Origin of the sequence: Pseudoalteromonas sp. 20-92 (assembly GCF_030847595.1) — a bacterium.
Lineage (GTDB): Bacteria > Pseudomonadota > Gammaproteobacteria > Enterobacterales > Alteromonadaceae > Pseudoalteromonas > Pseudoalteromonas fuliginea.
On the sequence record NZ_JANJGQ010000011.1, the window covers coordinates 36,981 to 60,713 of the forward strand.

Annotated in this window: 24 protein-coding genes; 20 read left to right on the forward strand and 4 right to left on the reverse strand. The window is 38.5% G+C overall.

Features of this window, described 5'->3' with window-relative positions; all coding sequences use genetic code 11:
- The first annotated feature begins 170 nt into the window (after positions 1 to 170).
- The 5 genes from lexA (at position 171) to NRL14_RS11335 (ending at position 5,432) form a co-directional block, all read left to right on the forward strand.
- Entirely contained in the window at positions 171 to 788 is a 618-nt protein-coding gene (gene lexA, locus NRL14_RS11315) for a transcriptional repressor LexA (RefSeq protein WP_007376396.1), read from the forward strand.
- Positions 789 to 1,256: 468 nt separating this feature from the next.
- Complete coding sequence (coxB, locus tag NRL14_RS11320) at positions 1,257 to 2,399, forward strand: cytochrome c oxidase subunit II (RefSeq protein WP_033039608.1); 1,143 nt, start codon at positions 1,257 to 1,259, stop codon at positions 2,397 to 2,399.
- Entirely contained in the window at positions 2,399 to 3,991 is a 1,593-nt protein-coding gene (ctaD, locus tag NRL14_RS11325; protein ID WP_002959615.1) for a cytochrome c oxidase subunit I, read from the forward strand. Before coxB ends, ctaD begins: the two co-directional genes overlap by 1 nt.
- Positions 3,991 to 4,521: a cytochrome c oxidase assembly protein gene (locus NRL14_RS11330; RefSeq protein ID WP_002959612.1), complete on the forward strand. Its 531-nt coding sequence runs from the start codon at positions 3,991 to 3,993 to the stop codon at positions 4,519 to 4,521. Before ctaD ends, NRL14_RS11330 begins: the two co-directional genes overlap by 1 nt.
- 35 nt (positions 4,522 to 4,556) lie before the next feature.
- Positions 4,557 to 5,432: a cytochrome c oxidase subunit 3 gene (locus tag NRL14_RS11335; RefSeq protein ID WP_002959610.1), complete on the forward strand. Its 876-nt coding sequence runs from the start codon at positions 4,557 to 4,559 to the stop codon at positions 5,430 to 5,432.
- Here the strand turns inward: NRL14_RS11335 and NRL14_RS11340 are convergent.
- Positions 5,335 to 5,643: a DUF2909 family protein gene (locus NRL14_RS11340; RefSeq protein WP_306724694.1), complete on the reverse strand. Its 309-nt coding sequence runs from the start codon at positions 5,641 to 5,643 to the stop codon at positions 5,335 to 5,337. The two genes, NRL14_RS11335 and NRL14_RS11340, sit on opposite strands and share 98 nt — an antisense overlap.
- Positions 5,644 to 5,657: 14 nt before the next feature.
- Between NRL14_RS11340 and NRL14_RS11345 the strand changes: the two genes are divergently transcribed.
- The 13 genes from NRL14_RS11345 to NRL14_RS11405 all read left to right on the forward strand — a co-directional run bounded on the left by NRL14_RS11345 (position 5,658) and on the right by NRL14_RS11405 (position 17,746).
- Complete coding sequence (locus tag NRL14_RS11345; protein ID WP_306724695.1) at positions 5,658 to 6,398, forward strand: SURF1 family protein; 741 nt, start codon at positions 5,658 to 5,660, stop codon at positions 6,396 to 6,398.
- Complete coding sequence (locus NRL14_RS11350) at positions 6,388 to 6,882, forward strand: hypothetical protein (protein ID WP_007376400.1); 495 nt, start codon at positions 6,388 to 6,390, stop codon at positions 6,880 to 6,882. Before NRL14_RS11345 ends, NRL14_RS11350 begins: the two co-directional genes overlap by 11 nt.
- 17 nt (positions 6,883 to 6,899) lie before the next feature.
- Positions 6,900 to 7,889 (forward strand): heme A synthase, encoded by a 990-nt coding sequence (locus NRL14_RS11355; protein WP_306724696.1) that lies wholly within the window; start codon positions 6,900 to 6,902, stop codon positions 7,887 to 7,889.
- Between the two features lie 12 nt (positions 7,890 to 7,901).
- Positions 7,902 to 8,831: a heme o synthase gene (gene cyoE, locus NRL14_RS11360; protein WP_306724697.1), complete on the forward strand. Its 930-nt coding sequence runs from the start codon at positions 7,902 to 7,904 to the stop codon at positions 8,829 to 8,831.
- Entirely contained in the window at positions 8,828 to 9,445 is a 618-nt protein-coding gene (locus NRL14_RS11365) for an SCO family protein (protein ID WP_306724698.1), read from the forward strand. Before cyoE ends, NRL14_RS11365 begins: the two co-directional genes overlap by 4 nt.
- 165 nt (positions 9,446 to 9,610) lie before the next feature.
- A complete protein-coding gene (locus NRL14_RS11370; protein WP_007376404.1) occupies positions 9,611 to 9,883 on the forward strand; it encodes an STAS domain-containing protein in 273 nt (90 codons plus the stop codon).
- 8 nt (positions 9,884 to 9,891) lie between these two features.
- The gene (locus NRL14_RS11375) at positions 9,892 to 10,254 is read left to right on the forward strand and encodes a response regulator (protein WP_007376405.1); all 363 of its coding nucleotides are present in this window, start codon (positions 9,892 to 9,894) and stop codon (positions 10,252 to 10,254) included.
- A gap of 14 nt (positions 10,255 to 10,268) precedes the next feature.
- On the forward strand, positions 10,269 to 12,356 hold the full coding sequence (locus NRL14_RS11380) for a chemotaxis protein CheA (RefSeq protein WP_007376406.1): 2,088 nt from the start codon (positions 10,269 to 10,271) through the stop codon (positions 12,354 to 12,356).
- A complete protein-coding gene (locus NRL14_RS11385; protein WP_007376407.1) occupies positions 12,353 to 12,838 on the forward strand; it encodes a chemotaxis protein CheW in 486 nt (161 codons plus the stop codon). The genes NRL14_RS11380 and NRL14_RS11385 overlap by 4 nt, the downstream gene beginning before the upstream one ends.
- Positions 12,839 to 12,893: 55 nt before the next feature.
- Positions 12,894 to 15,200 carry a methyl-accepting chemotaxis protein gene (locus NRL14_RS11390; protein ID WP_306724699.1) on the forward strand — a complete coding sequence of 769 codons (2,307 nt, stop codon included), beginning with the start codon at positions 12,894 to 12,896 and terminating at the stop codon, positions 15,198 to 15,200.
- A 74-nt stretch (positions 15,201 to 15,274) separates the two neighbouring features.
- Positions 15,275 to 16,105: a protein-glutamate O-methyltransferase CheR gene (locus NRL14_RS11395; RefSeq protein WP_306724700.1), complete on the forward strand. Its 831-nt coding sequence runs from the start codon at positions 15,275 to 15,277 to the stop codon at positions 16,103 to 16,105.
- Positions 16,089 to 16,706, forward strand: coding sequence for a chemoreceptor glutamine deamidase CheD (gene cheD / locus NRL14_RS11400; protein ID WP_007376410.1), 618 nt, complete (start codon positions 16,089 to 16,091; stop codon positions 16,704 to 16,706). Before NRL14_RS11395 ends, cheD begins: the two co-directional genes overlap by 17 nt.
- Before the next feature lie 8 nt (positions 16,707 to 16,714).
- A complete protein-coding gene (locus NRL14_RS11405; protein WP_007376411.1) occupies positions 16,715 to 17,746 on the forward strand; it encodes a chemotaxis response regulator protein-glutamate methylesterase in 1,032 nt (343 codons plus the stop codon).
- Here NRL14_RS11405 and NRL14_RS11410 read toward each other — a convergent pair.
- Positions 17,743 to 18,774, reverse strand: a complete 1,032-nt coding sequence (locus NRL14_RS11410) for a polysaccharide deacetylase family protein (RefSeq protein WP_033030243.1) — start codon at positions 18,772 to 18,774, stop codon at positions 17,743 to 17,745. The two genes, NRL14_RS11405 and NRL14_RS11410, sit on opposite strands and share 4 nt — an antisense overlap.
- On the opposite strand from NRL14_RS11410, the gene dinF reads away from it, so the two are divergent.
- A complete protein-coding gene (gene dinF, locus NRL14_RS11415; RefSeq protein WP_306724701.1) occupies positions 18,754 to 20,088 on the forward strand; it encodes an MATE family efflux transporter DinF in 1,335 nt (444 codons plus the stop codon). The two genes, NRL14_RS11410 and dinF, sit on opposite strands and share 21 nt — an antisense overlap.
- A 13-nt stretch (positions 20,089 to 20,101) precedes the next feature.
- Here dinF and NRL14_RS11420 read toward each other — a convergent pair whose 3' ends face one another.
- Both NRL14_RS11420 and nfuA read right to left on the reverse strand, forming a co-directional pair.
- Complete coding sequence (locus NRL14_RS11420; RefSeq protein ID WP_007376414.1) at positions 20,102 to 20,371, reverse strand: hypothetical protein; 270 nt, start codon at positions 20,369 to 20,371, stop codon at positions 20,102 to 20,104.
- 9 nt (positions 20,372 to 20,380) lie between these two features.
- Positions 20,381 to 20,956: a Fe-S biogenesis protein NfuA gene (gene nfuA, locus NRL14_RS11425; RefSeq protein ID WP_002959571.1), complete on the reverse strand. Its 576-nt coding sequence runs from the start codon at positions 20,954 to 20,956 to the stop codon at positions 20,381 to 20,383.
- 148 nt (positions 20,957 to 21,104) lie between these two features.
- Here nfuA and NRL14_RS11430 point away from each other — a divergent pair, with 148 nt between their 5' ends.
- Positions 21,105 to 23,654: a M14 metallopeptidase family protein gene (locus NRL14_RS11430; RefSeq protein WP_306724702.1), complete on the forward strand. Its 2,550-nt coding sequence runs from the start codon at positions 21,105 to 21,107 to the stop codon at positions 23,652 to 23,654.
- Positions 23,655 to 23,733 lie beyond the last annotated feature (79 nt).

Here is a 23,733-nt window from a genome sequence, read left to right on the forward strand (position 1 = left end):
TTAATCGTAAATATAAAGATACAAATGTTTATTTTATGTAAGCATTCGTTGTTTCTACATAAGTGTAAAAGTGATTTATTAACAGCAAGCAATCAATGTAATTTAAATTTGCGATTTTTATTTAACTGTATATACTCACAGTTAAATGTACTGTATGGAAAACCAGTTGTATGCGACCATTAACGAAGCGCCAAGCTCAAATTCTCGAATTAGTTAAAGTTTTTATTAAAGACACTGGTATGCCTCCTACACGTGCTGAAATTGCACAAACATTAGGCTTTAAAAGTGCCAATGCTGCTGAAGAGCATTTAAAAGCGCTTGCTAAAAAAGGTGCTATTAAGATGAAACCAGGTGCAAGCCGAGGTATTCAACTTGTTGAGGAAGAAGAGCCTGAACAGTTAGGTTTACCTCTTATCGGGCGAGTCGCAGCGGGAGAGCCTATTTTGGCGCAAGAGCACGTTGAGAGTCATTGTAAAATTGATCCATTAATGTTTAAACCGGCTGCTGATTTTTTATTGCGAGTTAACGGTATGAGCATGAAAGATATAGGTATTATGGATGGTGATTTGTTAGCTGTGCATAAAACTCAAGTTGCAGAAAATGGACAAGTTGTAGTTGCTCGTGTTGATGATGATGTTACCGTAAAGCGGTTTGAAAAAGCAGGCCGAAAAGTATTATTGCATGCTGAGAATGACGACTTTTCGCCAATTGAAGTTGATCTAGAAAATGAATCTTTTAATATAGAAGGTTTAGCCGTTGGAGTTATTCGTAACGCTGATTGGATGTAGTTTTTAATTTATTTTTATAAATGCGTGCTTTTTAGCACGCATTTTTGTTTTAACATTAGCACTAAAAATAGGACGTAAACAGCCAACTAATTATTTTAGCTGTAAATTTTTTTGCACTTATATTTTCCCCCTCCGAATGCGTTAAACCCCTTTGTTTTGCTCATATTTAGAACTTCCTGTTGACTAGTTGATTACTGACTTTTTATTAATTACTCAATATCACCTGGTTGTTTTTTATACTAAAACTTGCTTGTTGTTCATTTTTTAGCTAATTATTAATGTGCTGAGCTAATAATAACTCACAGCTTTTTAGTTTTGAGAACACACAATATACACAAACTCGTTGTTGGCGCAGCAAAACCAATCAATATTAAATAAGATTGGCTAAAAAAATAAAAATAACGAATTGGCGTTTAAGCCGTATGCCTCTTCGCTTTGCATTCGCAATAGCATCAAAGGAGCCGTCACATGGGTAAACTGACCTCTACCTTGTGGCTTATATTATGTGTTTTTTCGCACTCAGTTTTGGCGAACAGCCAATACAATATGCGCAAAGGCGTAACCGATATAAGCAATAATGTATATCAGCTGCACATGACCATATTTATAATATGTTGTGTGATTGGGGTGATAGTGTTCGCAATTATGTTTTGGGCACTTATTCATCACCGTAAATCTAAAGGGGCTGTACCTGCCCAATTTCACGAAAGCACTAAAGTAGAAATACTTTGGACTGCAATTCCGTTTGTTATTTTAATTGCTATGGCAGTACCAGCCACTAAAACCCTTATTGCAATGGAAGATGCCAGCAAAGCTGATCTCACTATTAAAATTACGGGTTCGCAATGGAAATGGCATTATGAATATATGGGCGAAGATGTAGAGTTCTACTCTATTTTATCTACCCCGCAAGATGAAATCGCGAATCTTGCAGATAAAAACCCTAACTACTTACTTGAGGTTGATAAGCCTCTTGTACTGCCAATAAATCAAAAAGTACGATTTTTAATGACTTCTGACGATGTTATTCACTCTTGGTGGGTACCTGATTTTGCAGTTAAAAAAGATGCGAACCCCGGCTTTATAAACGAAACATGGACGAACATAAACGAAGAAGGTACTTACCGAGGCCAATGTGCCGAGCTGTGTGGTAAAGATCATGGCTTCATGCCCGTTGTGGTGGTTGCTAAATCTGAGGCTGATTTTAAAACATGGTTAGCAGATGCAAAGCAGGCTAAACAAAAAGCAGCATTAGCAGATGCCGCATTACTTGATAAAACCCTCCCAAAAGAAGAGTTAATGACTTTAGGCGAACAAGTATATATGGCTAATTGTGCAGCGTGCCATCAGCCTACGGGCATGGGGTTACCGGGTGTATTTCCTGCACTTAAAGGCAGCCCGATAGTGCTTGGCGATATAAAAGATCACATTGATGTAGTTATCCATGGACGACCCGGTACGGCAATGCAAGCTTTTGCCAAGCAGTTATCTATAAAGCAATTAGCTGCGGTTATTACTTATAAACGTAATGCGTGGGGTAATGATACGGGTGATGTTATTCAACCGAGTCAAATACAGACAGCACTTGATGCCAAAGTGGAGGCGAACTAATGAGTAGCATAGTAGAACAACCTAACGCCAATGAAGCTCATCATGCTCATCACCCAGCTAAAGGTTTTAAACGCTGGCTTTACACAACTAATCATAAAGATATAGGTAGTTTATATTTAATTTTTTCGCTGACCATGTTCTTAATTGGTGGCGCAATGGCTATGGTGATCAGAGCTGAATTATTTCAACCAGGCTTACAGTTGGTCGATCCTCACTTTTTTAATCAAATGACCACAGTTCATGGTTTAATTATGGTGTTTGGTGCGGTTATGCCCGCCTTTACAGGCCTTGCTAACTGGATGATACCACTCATGATTGGCGCGCCAGATATGGCATTGCCAAGAATGAATAACTGGAGCTTTTGGATTTTACCGTTTGCGTTTTTAATCCTATTGGCATCGTTATTTATGCCTGGTGGGGGGCCTGCATTTGGCTGGACTTTTTATGCACCACTGTCCACAACATACAGTAATGATAATACTGCATTGTTTGTATTTGCCGTACATATTATGGGAATTAGCTCAATAATGGGCGCAATCAATGTGATTGTAACCATAGTGAACTTACGTGCCCCCGGCATGACATGGATGAAGTTGCCCTTATTTGTATGGACGTGGTTAATTACTGCCTTTTTATTAATTGCGGTAATGCCAGTGCTTGCAGGGGCTGTCACTATGGTACTTACCGATAAGTACTTTGCGACCAGCTTTTTTGATGCTGCAGGCGGTGGCGACCCGGTGATGTTTCAGCACATTTTTTGGTTTTTTGGTCACCCTGAAGTGTACATAATGATTCTTCCTGCCTTTGGCATTATATCTACAATAGTACCTACCTTTTCTCGTAAAAAACTTTTTGGCTATGCCTCAATGGTATACGCCACATCCTCCATAGCACTATTGAGCTTTATTGTATGGGCTCATCATATGTTTACTACTGGGATGCCGGTCGCTGGCGAGTTGTTTTTTATGTACGCGACCATGCTTATATCGGTACCTACAGGAGTAAAAGTATTTAATTGGGTTGCCACAATGTGGAAAGGCTCAATAACTTTTGAAGTGCCAATGCTTTTTAGTATTGCGTTTATTGTGCTGTTTACCTTAGGTGGTTTTTCGGGATTGATGCTGGCAATTACACCTGCTGACTTTCAATATCACGATACTTATTTTGTAGTGGCGCACTTTCATTATGTATTAGTAACAGGGGCTGTATTTTCGATAATGGCGGGGGCCTATTACTGGCTGCCCAAGTGGACAGGCAATATGTTTAATATCACATTGGCTAAATGGCATTTTTGGCTATCGCTGGTGAGCGTGAACGTACTGTTTTTTCCTATGCATTTTGTAGGGCTTGCCGGTATGCCGCGTCGGATTCCCGATTACGCTCTTCAATTTGCCGACTTTAATGCAATTATAAGTATTGGTGGGTTTGCCTTTGGTTTATCGCAATTGTTGTTTGTAGCTGTGGTAATTAAATGCGCGCGTGGCGGTGATAAAGTGCCTGCAAAAGTATGGGAAGGGGCAGAAGGGCTTGAGTGGGAAGTTGACTCTCCAGCGCCATATCATACTTTTTCTACGCCGCCGGTTATTAAGTAATGACACACGCACCGCTACTCAAACGTTTGGTACTTATTTGCATAGGCATGTTTGCCTTTGCCTTTGCTTTAGTACCTTTGTATGACGTGTTTTGTGATGTAACAGGGCTTAATGGAAAGCCTTCGCTTGAGCAAGCAGAGCAAAGTACACAAATAGTACAAAACCGAGAAGTCGGCGTTAGCTTTACTACTCACGCACAAAGTGGTGCACCGTTTGAAGTTAAATCAAAAGAATACAGTGTAGTGGTAAAACCCGGTGCAATGCGTGAAGTAATGTTTAGTGCAAAAAATAACAGCAACCTAGATAAAGTAATGCAGGCTGTACCATCAGTCTCACCAGGTAAAGCGGCAAAGTATTTACATAAAATAGCCTGTTTTTGCTTTGATCAGCAACCTCTAAAAGCAGGGGAAGAACTTGAATTTAAATTGCTTTTTTATGTTGATACCGCACTGCCAAGCGACATTGAAGAATTAACTTTATCTTATACCGTATTTGATATTAGTGAACAGCTGGTGGCAAGTAATAACTAGCTTTTTAAACTAGTGTGAAACTAGGAGTAAATAAAATGAATCAAGAATATGAGCATTATTATGTACCAGAACAAAGCCCGTGGCCTATTGTAGGTGCTGTTGCATTGTTTTTTATTGCAGTAGGGGCAGGCTTAACAGTTATGAGTGTAGGTAAAGAAGGTGGTAGCGGGGTTTATCTGCTTTATGCCGGTATTGCTGTACTTGTGTATATGTTGTTTAGCTGGTTTAAAAATGTAATTAGTGAGTCAGACCAAGGTTTGTACTCAGCACAAATGGATCGCTCTTTTAGACAAGGTATGAGCTGGTTTATTTTTTCTGAAGTTATGTTTTTTATGGCCTTTTTTGGTGCGCTTTTTTATGCACGGGTATTGTCGGTACCTTGGCTTGGAGGCGCAGGCAATAATGCAATGACTAACGAGGTTTTATGGCCAACTTTTGAAGCTGTTTGGCCGCTAGTTTCAACACCTGCTGGCGAAACTACTCAAGCTATGGGCTGGCAAGGCTTACCGCTTATAAATACCTTAATACTGCTTACTTCCTCAGTTACTTTACATTTTGCCCACGTAGCGATGGAAAACAATAAACGCACTCCACTTAAGGTTTTTTTAGGCGCTACTATTTTATTGGGTGTTTGCTTTTTAGGGCTGCAAGTTGAGGAGTACATGCATGCATATAATGACCTTAACCTAACGCTAGATGCGGGTATTTACGGTAATACGTTCTTTTTATTGACTGGTTTTCATGGAATGCATGTAACGCTAGGAACCGTACTTTTATTTGTAATATTTTTACGGATATTAAAAGGGCACTTTACTAAAGATAAGCACTTTGCTTTTCAAGCAGCTGCTTGGTATTGGCACTTTGTAGATGTGGTGTGGCTGTGTTTGTTTGTATTTGTATATGTGCTGTAGCGTTTATTGGCGAATTATTTGCTTTAATAAAACCAAGTTTAAGCGCTGCAATAACAACAACTAAAACAACAACCGAAAACAATACGCGACGACCTAAAAAGTGAGACATAGGTCGTCCCTCAGTTTTCCCTGACACGATAATAAACAATGCTCTAAATAAGTTAAAAAGTATAAATATTAACAACAGTACGATAATAATTTTAATAATCACTGAGTTGACCCTTTATGCAGTTAGTTTTATGGCACAAACAAAAGCTTAGCTCACTAATCACACTTTGTATGGTTGTGGTTGTTGTACTTGTGTGTGTGCGATTAGGGTTTTGGCAGTTGGAGCGAGGTGAGCAAAAGCAGCAACAACTAACCGCTATTGCTAAGCAACAGACTCGAGGTGTGATGAGCTGGTCTCAATTACTTAACCTGCCTGATAGCTGGAACAAAACTGGTGTATTGGTTGAGTTAAAAGGGCGATTTGTGCAAAACCAATATTGGCTTTTAGATAATCAAGTTTATAACGGGCAAGTAGGGTACGACTTACTTGCTTTACTAAAGCCAGGCAGCGAAGAAAAAGTGATTTTAGTCAATTTAGGATGGGTAAAAGCGCCTATATCTAGAGATGCACTGCCAAAGGTTACTCTGCCTACAGGTATTTTTGTTCTTAAAGCGCAAATAAAAGAAAATAACTTAAGTAGCTTTACGCTTGAAGATAAAACTACAAATAACGACTTACCTACAAGAATCCAATCTATCGACTTGGATATGTTGAGCACTCAAAGCCAGCAATCATTAATTAATTTTATGGCTTACAGACAAGGTACTGGTGATGAGATTGCAACACCTCATTATGAGGCCGTTGTTATGAGCCCTCAAAAGCATAATGCCTACGCTGTGCAATGGTTTTTAATTGCTATTGCATGTGCTGTTGTGGCTATTTTTGCGAGTAAAAAAAGGACACATAATGAAAAATAATCCCCTTTTGTTGTTTGTGGGTTGCTGCGCTATCCCATTAATTTTGGCATATGGCGCATTAAAGTTTGATTGGTTGCCTACTGCAATTACTAATAATGGCGAGTTTTTAAGCCAAGAAATAAAACTTAAAAATTGGCCGAAAAATAATCCCAAGCAATGGACTATCGCACTTAATTATTCAAACGAATGTAACACCCCATGCAGCGAACAACTCAATGCACTGAATAACTTATATGTGGCACTTGGTAAAAACCAAGGCAAGGTTGATATGGCTGTAATGGGAAGTCCCAACAATAAAAATCTACCATGGAAAATTATTACCGAGCAACAGAGCTTAAATCCTGCAAGTTTGTATTTAATTGATCATATGGGGTTAGTGGTACTTGAATATCCCTTTAAGGCCGAGCCACAAGAAAACCGTTTAGTACAAAAAGGGTTATTAAAAGATCTAAAAAAATTACTTAACTATTCTCGTTCTAGCTAACTAAGTTGGAGTATCTGATGTATAAAAATTATAAAAACTTAGTATTAATAACAGGATTACTCGCTTTGATTGTAGTTGCTTTAGGTGCGTACACCCGCTTAAGTGATGCAGGATTAGGGTGCCCCGATTGGCCTGGCTGTTACGGCTTTTTAACGGTACCTAAGCATGAGGCTGACATAGCCTTAGCAACTCAAAGCTACCCCGATATGATGTTCGAAACCGCAAAAGCGTGGAAAGAAATGATTCATCGCTACTTTGCAGGTGCTTTAGGCTTACTTATTTTAGGTTTATTTGTGTTGGCTTTTTTAAAACGCCAATATCCAACTACGCCAGTTAAATTGCCTTTGGCTTTACTTCTACTCGTGGTGTTTCAGGCTGCCCTTGGTATGTGGACAGTAACCATGAACCTTCAGCCGCTTATTGTAATGGGCCACTTATTAGGTGGCTTTAGTATTTTGTCACTTATAATGCTTTTATATTTACGGCTAACCGCAAAACCTATTATGGGTGGCGATAGCGGCGCAAAACGCTATTTTGGTTTAAGTTTAGTAGCGCTCAGTGTATTAATTATCCAAATTGCACTTGGTGGTTGGCTGGCTGCAAACTACGCCGCTCCGCATTGTAGTGGTTTGCCATTGTGTAATTACGCACAACCGTTTTCATTAAGTAGCGTATTTCAATTACCACTTGAGCACAGTAATTATGAGTTTGGTGTGTTATCGCAGCAAGCGCGTATGTCTATTCATTTATTACATCGTATTTGGGCACTGGTTACTTGCATCGTCCTGGCGCTAATTATGTGGAAAATATACAGCCAAGCGTACTCTAAAAAAATTAAAAATTGCGTTGTGAGCGTATTACTTGTCCTGCTTTGCCAAATTAGCTTAGGGCTTATTTTAGTACATTTGTATATTCCGTTGGGAGTTGCACTGGCGCATAATTTGATGGCTGCCATACTGTTATTAAGCATGGTTAGGTTGTGTTATTACCTAAAATCACGCACATAAAGGGGAAATATAATGGCACTTATAATTGATAAAAAAATACTGCTACCCGTTAATACTCAATCGCTAATTTCGCGTACTCATAGTTTGCTGCAAGACTACTTAGCAATTAGTAAATTTAAAGTGGTAGCCATGCTGGTACTAACAGCTTGGGTTGGTTTAGCGCTGGCTCCCGATGTAGGACGTGGTATGGCTGTACAGTTTATTAGCTTGTTAGGTATAGGGCTACTTTCTGCTGCTGCAGCGGTTATTAATCACGTGGTTGATAGTGAGATAGACTCAAAAATGGCGCGGACTCGTCATCGTCCTGTGGCTAAAGGGCGTTTAAGTAAAACACATGCGCTTAGTTTTGCAGCTGTTATTGGGATTGCTGGTTTTATTATGCTAACGGTGTGGGCCAATACCTTAACCGCTATATTAACGTTATTTGCATTGGTAGGTTATGCATTTGTTTATACATCATTTTTAAAGCGTGCTACACCGCAAAATATTGTTATAGGTGGGTTGGCTGGCGCAATGCCTCCATTATTAGGTTGGGTGTCAGAAACAAACCAAATGGCAGCAGCCCCTTGGTTACTTGTAATGATAATATTTACCTGGACTCCGCCACACTTTTGGGCGCTGGCTATAGCACGAAAAAGTGATTACGAACGCGCTAAAATCCCTATGTTACCGGTAACCCATGGAATCGACTTTTGTAAAACCTGCGTTGTTGCTTATTCTGTTTTACTCGCTGTAGTTTGCGTATTACCTTATTTAATTGGTATGTCTGGATTAATATATTTAATAGGTGCGTGTGTATTAAATGCAGTGTTTATATATAAGGCGGTCAAATTAAAAATTGCTGGAAATGATGAGACTGCAATGGACTTATTTCGTTTTTCGATTATTCATTTAATGGTACTCTTTGTAATCTTATTTATAGATAAATGGCTCCCTTTATGAAGCAGTTATGGCTTGGATTAATTGTTGTTTTAGTTTTGTTTTTATCAGCATGTTCAAATGAAAATAGTCCACCAGATGTAGATGCATTAGTTTACGAAAATGCAAAGCCACTGTCTGATTTTACGTTAAACGATCAGCGCGGCGAATTAGTGACTAAGCAACAATTTTTAGGACAGTGGAATTTAGTATTTTTAGGCTACACAAGCTGCCCAGATATTTGTCCATTAACACTAGCTAAGTTAAATGCTGTTTATAAAAACTTACAGGCAGATTATCCGCTACAAGTTTGGTTTTTATCGGTTGATCAAAAACGCGATACACCAGCTAAACGAAAGCAATATATAGATTACTTTAACCCTGATTTTTTAGCTGTATCAGGGGAACATAAACACCTTTTTCCAGTTGTTCGAGAGCTTGGCTTAATTTACGCCATTAGCGATAGTAGTGAATCAGAATATGCAGTTGATCATAGTGCTTCGGTCGCTATGGTTGATCAAAATGGAGCCGTAAGAGCTATTTTTAAACCCGAATTTAAACAAGGTAGTGTGCCATTAATTAATGCGACGACTTTAACCGAAGAATTTAAAAAAATAGCCGATTACTATAAAAACTAGTTTTTAACTTTTCATGTATTTTAAAGGAGCTTTGTGCTCCTTTTTTTTGTTTTTCATTCCTGTTACAAAAATTAATTTAATTTTTTTAGGCCCTTTTATGGCATTTTTAATAACTAGGTCTAAGCTTTTGTTATGAAATAAATTGACAAGGAATGCACTTACTAAATGTTAAAACTTCCACGTGAACTTGTCATTATGCAAGCTGAAACACTGCATCAAGATTTACTAAAAGAACTCAATAGTAATAATGATATTTGTCTTGATATTAGCGATGTAATGTCTGCCGATACTGCCTCAATTCAACTTTTATGTGCTTTGCAAAAACATCTGCTTATCATTAAGCATAAAATAATTTGGGTAGGGGCGAGTGAAGCATTAACACATTCAATTGAGCAACTCGGTTTAAGTCATTACTTAATACTTGAAAGTAAAGGTTAGGAATTAATATGAAAAAAATTTTAGCGGTTGATGACTCAGCATCAATGCGTCAAATGGTAAGTTTTACTCTAAAAACAGCAGGGTTTGATGTAATTGAGGCAAAAGATGGAAGTGAAGCGTTAGCTATCGCTAAACAACAAGATTTTGATGTCGTAATTTCGGATGTAAACATGCCAATAATGGATGGTATTACGTTGATTAGAGAGCTGCGAGGTTTACCTAATTATAAATTCACACCATTACTTATGCTCACTACAGAGTCGGGCTTAGAAAAAAAAGTAGAAGGTAAAGCCGCTGGCGCAACAGGTTGGATAGTTAAACCGTTTAACCCAGAACAGCTATTAGCCGTTATTAAAAAGGTTATTCGCTAGCGAAGGAGTATTGTGTGAGTATAGATTTGAGTCAATTTTTTGAAGTTTTCTTTGAAGAGAGTTTTGAAGGCCTAGATACTATGGAGGCTGAGCTTTTAAACTTAGTGCCAGGTGAGGAAGACTTAGAAACTATCAACACTATTTTTAGAGCTGCTCACTCAATTAAAGGGGGAAGTGGTACTTTTGGTTTTAGTTCTGTTGCTGATTTTACCCATGTACTTGAAACACTATTAGACCAGATCCGCCAAGGAGAGCGAGAACTTAGCACTGAACACGTTAATTTATTACTCAAAGCAGTTGATTGCTTGCGAGGTTTACTTGCCGCGCTTCAAGCAGATCAAGCGTCTGATTTAACTGAAGCTAATGCTTTGCGGATGCAATTTGAACATGTGTTAGAGAAAAAAGACAACGTATTGGAGAGTAAGCCACAAAACGAAGCTGTGCTATCGACTAGCAACACATATCAAATTAACTTTAAGCCTCATCATCACTTATTTAAAACAGGAAATGAGCCGCTGTACATGATCAGTGAACTTGCTGAGTTAGGTGAATTAAAAACAACCGTTTTTTATGATTCAGTGCCTGATATTACGGAGTTAAGTTATGATGAATGTTTTTTACACTGGCGCTTTTTTTTAAATACAAGCCATGACGAAAAGGCGATAAAAGAAGTCTTTGAATGGGTAGAAGATGATGCAGAGATTACAGTTGAATTATGTGTAAGCTCATTTGATGATGAACAACCAGCTAGTATTTCAGATCATAACCATGATTTAGTTCTCTCAGAACAACCTGAAAAATTAGAAAAAATAACAACCTTACCCGCCAAATCAAAACCAAGTAGCAATAAAGATAAAAAAGTCGCTAGTGCGCCAGAGTCAACCTCAATCCGTGTTGGCATTGATAAGGTTGACTCATTAATAAATATGGTTGGTGAACTGGTAATTACTCAAGCTATGCTGAATCAGCTAAGTGAACAGGAAATAACATCAACTACGATTACGTCGTTGAAAGAGGGTCTAGCGCAACTTGCACACAATACACGTGACTTACAAGAAAACGTAATGCGTATTCGTATGTTACCAATTAATTTTGTATTTAGTCGCTTTCCTCGATTGGTACGCGACATAGCACAAAAGCTAAATAAGAAAGTCGAGCTTAAGTTGATTGGTGAGCAAACCGAACTTGATAAAACCGTAATGGAAAAAATTTCAGATCCTATGGTGCACTTGCTTAGAAACTCGCTTGATCATGGGTTAGAAACCGTAGATCAAAGAGTGCTTGCAGGAAAAAATCCAGTGGGAATTGTCACGTTAAATGCATTTCATCAAGGCGGTAATATTGTTATTGAGATAATGGATGATGGTCAAGGCCTTAATACCAAAAAAATTAAAGAAAAAGCAATCGCAAATGAGTTAATTACAGCCGATAGTAATTTAACGGACAATGAAATCAATGAACTAATTTTTATGCCTGGCTTCTCTACTATGGATGAAGTGAGTGAGCTATCGGGTCGAGGTGTAGGCATGGATGTTGTTAAGCGTAACATTCAATCTTTAAATGGTTCAGTTGAAGTAACATCGGCCCCTGGTATTGGTTCAACATTCACAATTCGATTACCGCTTACGCTAGCTATTTTAGATGGTCAGCTCGTTAAAGTCGCTCAACATACCTATATTATACCGCTCATTTCGATTGTTGAGTCATTACAAATTGATATCACAAAAGTAAGTCGAGTGGGTAAAGACCTTGATGTACTCAGACTTCGAGATGAATATATTCCTATTTTACGTCTATACGCTATTTTTAATCATCAAAATGCGATTGAGTCTTTAGATAAAACATTACTCGTAGTAGTTGAAACTGATAACCAAAAAGTAGGACTTTTAGTTGATGATTTATTGTCTCAGCAACAGGTTGTGATTAAAAGTTTAGAAGCTAACTATCACAAAGTTGATGGCGTATCGGGTGCCACTATTTTAGGAGATGGGCGCGTATCGCTGATTGTGGACATTAGTGGCTTAATAAAGCTCTCAGGTTTAAAAAAACCAGGCAGTCAAGAACTAACCATTGAAACGCAAGCCACTTTGGAGGCGTTATGAACTCAGAGCAAAGCCAGCTCAGTAACCAATTAAACCTTCAGCAGCAACAAGGAGTGAAGCAATTTTTAACTTTTATTATGGCTGATGAAGAGTACGGCGTTGATATTCTAACAGTACAAGAAATTCGTAGCTGGGAGGAAATTACAGTACTACCTAACGCACCTGAGTTTGTAAAAGGCGTAATTAACTTGCGGGGTACAATTGTGCCAATTATTGATTTACGTTTACGGTTTGGCTTACCAAGTACTGATTATGGACCATTGACAGTGGTTATTGTTATAAAAATAGAGTTTGAACAGGGCAGTAAAATTATAGGTATTGCAGTAGATGCAGTCTCTGATGTTTACAGTATTGTAGAGCAAGATGCTAAAGCTGTTCCTAGTTTATCTGAATCAAATAATTGTGAGTACGTTGCTGGGTTGGTCAATGTGGGCGATAAAATGGTGGCGTTGATCGACTTACAAAAAACAATGAATATTTAGTTTATAAAATAACTAAATAAAGTAATAAAAAATAAACTTAAAGGTGGTGATGGGCATGGGATGGTTTAGTAATCCAAAACAGTCAGAATCAAGTAATGATTTAATTGTAAGCGCATTAAACAAGTCATTAGCTGTGATTGAGTTTGAGCCAAGCGGGATAATAATTACCGCAAATGCTAACTTTCTTAGCGTAATGGAATACCAATTAGAAGACGTACAAGGACAACACCATTCTTTATTTGTAGATTATGATGATGCTAAAAGTAATGACTACAAAAATTTTTGGCAGCGTCTTCGCAATGGCGAGTTTATTTCCGATGAATTTAAGCGTTTTGCTAAAAGTGGTAAAGAGGTTTGGATTCAGGCTACTTACAATCCAATTATTAATTCTGAGGGCCAAGTACTCAAAGTCGTTAAACTTGCTACAGATATCACAGATCAAAAGTTGGTATCGGCAAATGCTGCCGGACAAATTAGTGCAATTAGTAAATCCCAAGCGGTTATCGAATTTAGTTTAGATGGCAGTATTATTAGCGCTAATGATAATTTTTTAAATGCTCTTGGTTATCAGCTCGATGAAATTAAAGGTCAGCATCATAGATTATTTGTCGCACCGGAATATGCAAATAGCAATGAATACAAAGAGTTTTGGACTAAACTTGGTCGAGGCGAGTTTGATTCAGGTGAGTATTTACGAATAGGAAAGCAAGGCCAAGAAATTTGGATACAAGCCTCTTATAACCCAATCTATGATATGAATGGTAAGCCTTTTAAGGTTATTAAGTACGCTACAAATATTACAGTGCAAAAAGAGCTTGAAAAAGCCTCTAGAAAGGCAGCCGATTTAGCTAGTGCCCTAAAAGTTTGCCAGGCAAATGTAATGATTGCCGATGAAGATCTTAATATTATTTTTGTGAACGATTGCGTTCAAAAAATGCTTAAAATACGAGAAAAAGAACTGCAAACAGTATTACCAAACTTTTCTGTAGATAGTCTTATAGGTACCTGCGTTGATGACTTTCATAAGCACCCTGCGCACCAACGTGAGTTACTAAAAAATTTGGATAAACCACATAAAGCTGAATTACTTTTAGCAGGTGTTACTTTTACCTTAATAGCTTCACCTTGGATTAGTCAAGAAGGTAAAAAGTTAGGCACAATTGTGGAATGGGAAGATAGGACTGCTGAAGTTGCTATAGAAAAAGAAATTGCGACGCTCATTAGTGCAGCAGGTAAAGGCGATTTAGATACAAGAGTTATTGAAAATGGAAAAGAAGGATTTTTCTTACGTTTAGCTCAAGGGCTAAATAGTTTAGTTAAAATTGTTGATGATGCTGTCGCCGATACTGGAGATATGCTTGATGCTATGGCAAATGGTGATTTGTCAAAACGAATCGAGAAAGAATATAAAGGCTCATTTGATAAACTCAAACGTGATGCAAACACGACAGCAGATAAGCTCACCGAAGTTATAAATCGGATAAATTCATCGGCTACGTTAGTTGCAAGTGGCGCTGAAGAGATATCTCAAGGCAATGCTGATTTGAGTCAGCGAACAGAAGAGCAAGCCTCGTCACTTGAAGAAACAGCATCAAGCATGGAAGAGATGACCAGTACCGTTCGCCAAAATGCTGATAACGCAAAAGTAGCAAATGATTTGGCAGAAGAAACCTGTGAAAAAGCAATACAGGGCGGCGAAGTCGTTAACAGAGCTGTCACGAGTATGTCGGCGATTAATGAATCAAGCAAAAAAATTGCTGACATTATTGGGGTCATTGACGAAATAGCATTTCAGACCAATTTATTGGCGCTTAATGCTGCTGTAGAGGCTGCTAGAGCTGGTGAACAAGGGCGGGGCTTTGCGGTTGTTGCAGGGGAGGTTCGTAACTTAGCTCAGCGCTCAGCAGGCGCAGCTAAAGAAATTAAAGAATTAATAAGAGACAGTGTAGGTAAGGTCGCTGATGGTTCTCAATTAGTTAATGAATCAGGCGCTACACTGAAAGAAATTGTTGTTTCAGTACAACGAGTCACACAAATGATTTCTGATATTACAGAAGCATCCGAAGAGCAAAGCGCCGGTATTGAACAGGTAAATAAAGCTATTTCACAAATGGATGAAATGACTCAACAAAATGCTGCTTTAGTAGAGCAAGCCTCTGCCGCTGGCGAGTCTATGGCTGAGCAGGCAAATGAAATGCGCCGGTTACTCAACTTCTTCTCTTTAGGTCAGCAAGATACAGCGATGATTTCACCTACGATGCGAACGCCAGCGCTATCTCAAAGGCCGCAGAATAATTATATTCGCAGTAAAACGCGAGGAGATAATTTTGTTGACTCGGCAGATGAATGGGAAGAGTTTTAACAACTCACCTTCTCGGCCTCGTTGTTATGTAATTACATTGAGGCATTGCTTGTTGGCTTGATTGAGAGTGAATAATGAAAGAGTTTTTATTTACCGACCGAGATTTCAAAGAGATTGCCGATCTTGTTTATAACGCATGCGGAATTGTATTAGGTGAACATAAACAAGAAATGGTTTATTCGCGTTTAGCAAGACGTATTAGAGAACGAAACCTTGTTGATTTTAAATCATATTTAGCTTTTTTGAAAAAGAATAAAGATCAAGAGTTCGATGCCTTCATTAATGCTATAACAACGAACTTAACATCTTTTTTTCGTGAAATTCATCATTTTGAATTTATTAAATCTGAACTTATCCCTGTCCTTTTAAAAACAAATAAGCACAGCAAACGCGTGAGATTTTGGTCTGCTGGTTGCTCAACTGGAGAGGAGCCTTACAGTTTAGCAATGACATTAAATGCTGCATTTCCGAGTGATTGGGATGTGAAAATCTTAGCCACAGATTTAGATTCAAACGTGTTAGCAAAAGCGCAAAGTGGCATGTATACCGCTGCAAATGTTAATGGACTCAGTGAGCAGCAGCTCAAGCGTTGGTTTTTAAAAAGTAAGGATGGTGAGGCATATAAAGTAAAGCCAAAATTGCAGGAGTGTATAGCGTTTAAACGTTTAAACTTATTACAAGAGTGGCCAATGAAAGGCCCTTTTGATCTTATTTTATGTCGTAATGTAGTTATTTACTTTGATAAAGAAACGAAAGATCAGCTTTTTGAACGCTACGCTAATATATTGAGTGAGCAAGGGCATTTGTTCTTAGGTCACTCAGAGAGTATGGGTAAAGAGCATTCTCAATATAAAAACTTAGGTAAAACGATGTATCAAAAGGGCAGTAATGCACGCGGAATTTAGAACAGTATTACCTAGCTTTGAGCATATTAAGCGGTATTGGGATTCAGGTCGGCAGAGTGTTGTTGCCAAAGTGCTCCCTGGTGAGTTTTATGTGTCGAAAAACAATGAACTTATTTCAACAGTACTCGGTTCGTGTATTGCGGCTTGCGTTTATGACGAAGTACTAGGAATTGGCGGGATGAACCATTTTATGCTGCCAATTCAAAAAGGAGTGGAGCTTAATAATGCACATAGCTTAAGTTGTCGTTACGGTAACTGGGCTATGGAATATTTAATAAACGAAGTGCTAAAAAATGGAGCTTCACGTCGAAACTTAAAAATTAAGCTGTTTGGTGGGGGGAAAATTATTAGCGCGATGACTGATATCGGTTTGGGTAATATTAGTTTTGCTACCGCTTATGTTCAAGAGGAAGCCCTTAATTTAGTGGCGCATGATATGGGAGGCCCTTGGCCAAGGAAAATATTTTTTCATCCCCACACTGGTAAAGTTCATATGAAAAAGTTGAAAAACTTACATAACAATACCATTGAGAAGCGTGAAGTTCGTTATTTACAAAGCCTTAAAAAACAAGATGTAGTTACGGATATTGAACTGTTTTAGGTGTGTTTATGATTAAAGTACTCATAATAGATGACTCTCCTTTAATTAGGCGATTACTCACTGACGTTTTACAGCAAGCTGAAGATATTACAGTGGTAGGTAGTGCTGAGGATCCATATAAAGCACGAGAAATGATTAAACAACTTAACCCTGATGTACTTACATTGGATGTAGAGATGCCAAAAATGGACGGTATTAGTTTTTTAAAAAATCTAATGCGCCTAAGGCCAATGCCTGTAGTGATGATTTCTACATTAACACAAAAAGGTTCACCAATTACATTAGAGGCACTAGAGCTCGGTGCGATTGATTTTATAGCTAAACCAACGGCTAATATAAAAGATAAAATGAGCCAATATGCGTATTTAGTTCAGCAAAAGGTACGAGTAGCCGCTGGTGCAAGAGTTAGAAGTTATAAAAAAGCGTTACCATCGAGTGATCCTTTACCTATCAATGCTCAGTTTTTATTAAATAAAGTTATTGCTATAGGCGCATCAACTGGGGGCACTGAAGCGATAAAAGAAGTATTAATAAAAATGCCTATTAATTGCCCGCCGATTGTTATTACTCAACATATTCCCCCTGTATTTAGTACTTCGTTCGCTTTAAGGATGGATCGTACATGTATCATTAGTGTTAAAGAAGCAGAGCAAGGTGATAAGCTAGTCGCAGGTTGCGCTTATATTGCTCCTGGTGGTTTGCATTTAACCATTAAAAAATATGGGGGACACTTATATTGTGAACTTGATGATAATGAGCCTGTAAATCGGCATAAACCAGCAGTGGATGTATTGTTTAATTCATTGGTAGAAATTAACGCTAAGAATGTTGTGGCAGCGTTGTTAACCGGAATGGGGAGTGATGGCGCAAAAGGATTGCTCGCTTTAAGGGAAGGTGGCGCGTACACACTAGCTCAGGACGAATTTTCGTCTGTGGTTTGGGGAATGCCAAAAGCTGCTGTGGAGTTAAACGCAGCAAACGAAGTTGTTGCGTTGGATAAGGTAACTGAGCGGCTATTGAATCAGGCTATTAAAGTTTAATTATTTTCAATAACCCACGGCTGTGAGAACCAATAATAGTCACTCGGGTTTTTAATCGAAGGCGCAGTGCAATTAAAGCGAGAACGGCCATTATTTAGCTCTTTTGGAGAAGTGACTTCAACCGTATTTTTACTTATCCAATTTAAGCTTGCTTGGCCAACATTTGAGACATAGCAGGCAAACTGTGTTTTATGAAAATCTCCCATTTCAAACTCTATGGTTAGTGTTGGTGGGTTTTGTGTTGTCACGCTATCTTGATACGTTAACTTTGTAATATTAAAAGCATGAGAATTTAGTTTTGTGATTAACGTATCTAGTTTACTGTAAAACCCAGAAGCTGGGAAACGCGGCAAGCGACTGAAGTTTGAGTTTTTATTCACTGCCCCAGAGTGTTGACCAATACCTATAAAGCCAAGATCAGTCACAAGAGCTTGTAATTCGTTATTAAATTCACCATACGGGTAGGCTAAATATTTGTAGTCTTGGCCAACCTCTTCTTTTATACGTTGTTGTGAATACAAAATATCTTGTTTGATACGTATTTTCCACTGGGCATCCGTTTCGTTATCAAGTTTAATATGCAAATAATCATGTTGAGCACTGTGGTTGCTTATAAGCGCGCCCTTTTTGCTAAGCTCTTTGAGTTTATCCCAGCCCATTACATAACTTTGGCCTTCATCAATTAATTTTGGATTTACAAAAATAGTATATGGATAATTAAATTTCTCTAAAATTGGCGCTGCTTCGTCGTAATTGTTGTTGTAACCGTCATCAAAAGTGATAGCGATGGTTTTCTCAGGTAATGTTTTACCTTGCTGAAGTGCATTTATTAGTTCATTAAGAGGAATAACGTTAAAGTTATGCTCTTTCAAATAGCTTAAATGTTTAGTGAATGTATTCGCGCTAACACTCGTTACGGCAGGAAGGCTTTCACTAACATGATGGTATTGTAAAATAACAGCAGCTTGAACGCGTAGAGATACACTAATGAGAGAAAATAATACTAAATGAAACAATTTCTTATACATAATAAAGCACACCATAAAAGCTTGTTGTTGTTAGCCGGTCCGATGATACTATCAAATATCACAGTACCACTGTTAGGAATTGTTGATACTGCTGTCATTGGGCACTTAGGGAGCGCTCACTATTTAGCGGGTATTGCGCTTGGTTCTGCTGTTATTTCTATTTTATTTTGGCTAGCGGGATTTTTAAGAATGAGTACGACTGGCATGGTCGCTCAGGCTTACGGAGAAAATGATTTAACTCAATTAGCCGCCTTACTTAAACGTAGCTTATTACTTGCAAGTCTTGTTGCTGTACTACTTATCGCTTTATCCCCTTTGATAAAACATGCTATTGCATTTTTATCTGCTGCTAATAGCGATGTACTCGCACAAGCATATCAGTATTTTAGTATCCGCATTTTTAGTGCTCCAGCAGCATTGTGTAATTTAGTGTTACTGGGTTGGATGCTTGGTGTACATTACGGGCGAGGGCCATTTTATTTATTATTAGTAACAAACATAGTCAATATAGTACTCGATATTTACTTTGTTGTTTACCTTGATTGGGCGGTTGCTGGTGCTGCATGGGCGTCATTTATTGCTGACTATACCGCACTAATTTTTGCACTTTTTTTAGTGGTTAAACTAGCTAAAAAACAAGATATTGAGCTCAATGTACCGAATTGGTTGAGTATTAGCAAGATGGCTGAATTATTGAGTTTGAATCGCGATATTTTTATTCGCTCTTTAATACTGCAATTATGTTTTAGCTTTATGACATTTTATGGTGCACGTATTGGCGAAACGACACTCGCTGCTAACGCCGTGCTACTTAACTTTTTGATGTTAGTTAGTTTTGCTTTAGATGGTATTGCATATGCTAGTGAGGCAAAAGTAGGGCAAGCAAAAGGCCAAAAAAGTGTAAGTAATATAGAGTTATGGGTAAAAATCAGTGTATTTTGGGGAATGATGTTTGGATTGTTGTATAGCCTGTTTTTTGCCGTTTTTGGTGCTCAGATTATTATGCTTTTAACCAATGTGCCAGAGGTTATTAATGAGGCGACGCTTTATTTGCCTTGGATTATTGCACTTCCATTACTTGCTATGAGTTGTTTTTTATTTGATGGTGTTTTTGTGGGTTTAACACGTGCAAAAGATATGCGTAATAGTATGCTTTTTTCGGCTACAGTTGGATTTTTTGGGGTGTTTTGGATATTTAACGAATTACAAAATAACGGACTATGGTTAGCTATGAGCTGTTTTATGTTAATGCGGGGCGTGACTTTGATTATTAAATACCAAAGGCTTAAAGAAAATAACAAACTATTAGATTAAGTGCGATGATTATTTATTTCCATAAATCGGGATCGTGATTTTTTGGGCCAATGCCTTTAATGACTTGTGAAAAGCGGTTAGCAAAAATCCCGCAATAACCCCAAGCTGCAAAAAACAGTGCAGGGACTAAAATTGCAACGCCAATTATTTGCAAACTGTAGTGAGTGTAATACCCAAGGGAGATGAATACCACGGCTAGCACAAATAGTGCTAAGCCGCGAAAAAAGCGCTTTAAGCTAAGTTTAGGGTTACTCCCTAAACGATAGATAAGTGGCTTTAGCATTTATAATAATTAATAGTAAGAGTGATCGCCCGCTTCGTGCTCTGTGATATCAGCAACACCGGTGATTTCTTCAAATTTAGCGATCATTTCTTTCTCGATGCCTTCTTTTAGCGTTACATCGATCATAGAGCAACCATTACAACCACCACCAAACTGAAGTATAGCAATGCCTGCAGCTGTTATTTCTACTAGACTTACTTGGCCGCCATGGTTTGCTAGTTGCGGGTTTACTTCAGTTTCAAGCATGTGCTGCACGCGTTCATTTAATGATGCATCATCACCAATTTTACGAGCTTTAGCATTCGGCGCTTTTAGCGTTAATTGAGTGCCCATTTTGTCAGTAACAAAATCGATCTCGGCTTCTTCTAAAAATGGCGCACTTTCTGCATCTACAACAGCATCAAAACCATTGAAATTTAGACGAATATCGCTGGCTTCAACAGCGTCTTCTGGACAATAAGACACACCACATTCCGCTTGTGATGAACCAGGGTTTACAACAAAAACACGAATATTGGTTTGTTGTGATTGATCTGCTAATAGTTTAGCAAAATGCGCTTGCGCTGTTTCGGAAATAGAAATCATAAAAACGGCTTTATACCTGACTAAATTACTCGGATACTGCATATCATACTCCGCTCATCGTGTTGCGGCTAGTGTTGAGCGTAAAAAGTTGGCATCTATTTTAAGCAATGGTAGCGTGCAATTAACAAACATTTTTAGAGTGATTTATATGCGGTTCATGTTAACAATAATGGTGGTACTACTGAGTTTTTCAAGTATGGCAAAGCCACTATCTTATTATTTTGAGCAAGATGTTCAATTTGACCCTACCATTCCCACCCCTGAAGCAGTGCTAGGTTATCAAGTGGGGGAGTGGCATGTAAGACACGACCAGTTAGTGCGCTATATGGAAGTACTTGCGAAAAAAAGTGACCGCATAAACTTTGAAATTATTGGCCGTACACATGAGCAACGCCCGCTTGTGATGCTAACAATTACTGCCGCCAACAAGTTGCCAAACATAGAGCAAACTCGCCAAGCTCATTTGGCGCGTTTAAGTAACAACAGTGACAAAACTAAAGACCAACCTGCTGTTGTCTGGATGGGTTATAGTGTACACGGCAATGAATCATCGGGCAGCAACGCTTCATTATTGGTAGCCTATTATTTAGCAGCTGCTCAAGGTGCTGAAATAGATGAGCTATTAAATAATACGGTTATTTTACTCGACCCTTCACTTAATCCTGATGGGCTTGCTCGTTTTGCTAATTGGGCCAACAGTAACCGAGGTATGAACTTATCGTCTGATCCTAAGACCCGTGAACATGTTGAAAATTGGCCAAGTAGCCGTACTAACCATTATTGGTTTGATTTAAATCGTGACTGGTTATTACTACAGCATCCTGAATCGCGCGCGCGAATTGCCAAATTTCATCAGTGGAAACCAAATATTTTAACTGACTTTCATGAAATGGGGCCAAATAGCAGTTACTTTTTTCAGCCAGGTATCCCAAGTCGTAAACACCCAATAACACCAGATGAAAATGTAACTTTAACGAAAGCGATTGCCAACTATCATGCAAAAACGTTAGATGAAAACAACGCACTTTATTTTACAGAAGAAAGTTTTGACGATTTTTACTACGGAAAAGGCTCGACCTACCCGGATGTAAATGGTGGTGTAGGCATTTTATTCGAGCAAGCGAGTTCTCGTGGGCATATTCAAGAAACTATAAACGGACCTTTAAGCTTTGCATTTACTATTAAAAATCAGCTATTAACGAGCTTATCAACCTTTAAAGCAGCCATTGATAATCGCCAGGCGTTACTAGATTACCAAGCGAAGTTTTATAATCAGGCAGCTGATTTAGCCAGTGACGAGAGCTTTGAAGGTTATGTTGTTGAAGGCGCGAGCGACAACACCCGTATTAAGCACTTTTTAGAATTACTAAAACAGCATCAAATTAACGCTTACCCACTTACTAAACCATTAAAAGCAAATGGAAAAAGTTTTAGTACTCATAGTTATTTTGTGCCATTAGCGCAACCGCAATACCGTTTAGTAAAAGCTATTTTTAGTGAGCAAAAAAACTTTGCTGATAATACATTCTATGATGTTTCGGGTTGGACTCTAGCGCATGCTTTTAATTTACCGTTTGCAAAAGTTAAAAGCAATTGGGGCTTAGATGTTGCAGATACTGCTTGGAATAAAGCGGTAAAAACATCTTTTTCCGATTTAAAAAATGGTTATGCCTTTGGTTTTGCATGGGACGATTATTTAGCCCCTAAAATGCTCAATACTTTACTTAAACAAGGTATTAAAGCGCGCGTTGCATTGAGCTCATTAACTGCTAAATCAACATCGGGGGAGGTAAACTTCGAACCAGGTAGTATTATTATTCCAGCAGGCCTACAAACAAATATCGATTGGGTTGCCCAGCTTAGTAAAGCACAAAGTGAATTTGGTATTGCAATTAAACCAATTACATCAGGTTTAACAAGTAAAGGCGCTGATTTAGGTTCACGATCAATGGCCGTTGTTAGTGCGCCAAAGGTACTGCTTATTGGTGGGCAGGGCGCGAGCCAGTACGAAGTAGGCGAAGTGTGGTATTACCTAGATCGCTTTGTTGGCGCAGCGCCAACAATTGTTGAAATGAACCGCTTTAGCTCACTTGAGCTAAGTGATTACAGCCATATTGTACTTGCTCATGGCAATTACAATAGCTTATCTGATGCCGACAAAGTGGCAATTAAAAGCTGGGTAAGAAAAGGTGGTGTTATTTGGGGTCACAAAGGCGGCGCTAAATTTTTAGTTGATCAGCAAATTCTTAAAGCAAGTTATCTATCACGACAAGATGTAGCGAGCGCATTTAATACGACAGGTTTAAGTTATGGCGACAAAGATCATTTAGCTGGACGTCAGCGCATTGCAGGTGCCATTTTTAATACCAACGTAGATTTGACTCACCCACTTAGCTTTTCACTTAATCGTAATACATTACCGGTATTTAAAAACAGCACATGGTTACTTGAAGCTTCCGATGCGCCGTTCGTAAATGTACTTACCTACACTAAAAAACCTTTATTGGCAGGTTTTACTGATGCCGTTAATGTTGAGCAAGTTGCTGGTGGTGCTGGCTTAATTGCGCACTCATACGGGCGAGGCACTGTGATTGGTATGACCGACGATCCTGTATTTAGAGGTTACTGGTATGGTACAAGCCGTTTACTTAGTAACGCTTTATTTTTTGGTCATACCTTTAGAGTGAATGGTGGGTAAAATTATTTTGTACTTTAATATGACATTTGCATGAATTTACAATGCAGGCGCATTTTAGTTCGTCATTTTAATTTACTAT